The organism is Aeromonas sp. ZOR0002 (assembly GCF_963866995.1).
GTDB lineage: Bacteria > Pseudomonadota > Gammaproteobacteria > Enterobacterales > Aeromonadaceae > Aeromonas > Aeromonas caviae.
In genome coordinates, this window is record NZ_CAWMFQ010000106.1 from 13,431 (window position 1) to 14,564 (window position 1,134).

General features: G+C 65.6%; 2 protein-coding genes. Both read right to left on the reverse strand.

From position 1 onward, the window contains the following. A partial coding sequence (gene hutU, locus AACR77_RS06120; RefSeq protein ID WP_042880381.1) for a urocanate hydratase occupies positions 1-908 on the reverse strand: 908 nt, incomplete at its 3' end. 45 nt (positions 909-953) lie between these two features. Next, on the reverse strand, positions 954-1,134 hold a 181-nt coding region (locus AACR77_RS06125), incomplete at its 5' end, for an arginase family protein (protein WP_197055482.1).

A 1,134-nucleotide genomic window follows, 5' to 3' on the forward strand; every position in this document is an offset into this window, starting at 1 on the left:
GCCGCCACGTTGACCTCGTCCGGTGCGCTCTTTTGCAGATCGCGCCATTGGGCCACGCTCCAGCCCTGGGGCAGGTAGCCGTGTACCGGGTCATGGGCGGAGGTCTGGTCGGTCACCACGTCCGGCGTGATGCCGCGAGCCACCAGCTCGGCGAAGACGTCGGCGGCGTTGCCGAGCAGGCCGACGGAGACGGCGGTGCCGCTGCGTTTGGCCTCCTCGATCATGGCCAGCGCCTCATCCAGGCTGTGGGCCTTCTTGTCGACGTAGCGGGTACGCAGACGGAAATCGATACGGGTCTCGTCGCACTCCACGGCGATCATGGAGAAACCGGCCATGGTGGCGGCAAGGGGCTGGGCACCGCCCATGCCACCCAGGCCCCCGGTCAGGATCCAGCGGCCTTTGGGCTCGCCATTGAAGTGCTGGTTCGCCACCGCGAAGAAGGTCTCGTAGGTGCCCTGCACGATCCCCTGGGTGCCGATGTAGATCCAGGAGCCGGCGGTCATCTGGCCGTACATCATCAAACCCTTTTTATCGAGCTCGTTGAAGTGCTCCCAGTTGGCCCAGTGGGGCACCAGGTTGGAGTTGGCGATGAGCACCCGCGGCGCATCCTTGTGGGTCTGGAACACCCCGACCGGCTTGCCGGATTGCACCAGCAGGGTCTGATCGTCCTCGAGCCGGGTCAGTACCTCGACGATCTTGTCATAGCAGGCCCAGTTTCGGGCGGCGCGGCCGATGCCGCCGTACACCACCAGGGACTGGGGATGCTCGGCAACATCCGGATCCAGGTTGTTCATCAGCATCCGCAGTGGCGCTTCGGTGAGCCAGCTCTTGGCGGTCAGCTGGGTGCCGTGGGGAGCACGGATCACGCGGCTCGGATCGTGGCGGGGATCCTGGTGTTGTACAGACATAGACACTCCTTGTTTAGCGATGCAGTCAGGCGGCGCGGTGCGCCACTACTTGGTCAACTGGTGAACCAGGCGCGCGGCCACGCGGGCACTGCGGTTGTCCTGATCCAGGTTCGGGTTGTACTCGGCCAGATCGGCGAGCCTGAGCTTGCCGCTGGCCCGGATATGGGCGATAAGCGGTTCGATGACCGCCAGCTCCACGCCGCGAGCGGCGGGAGCGCTCACTCCC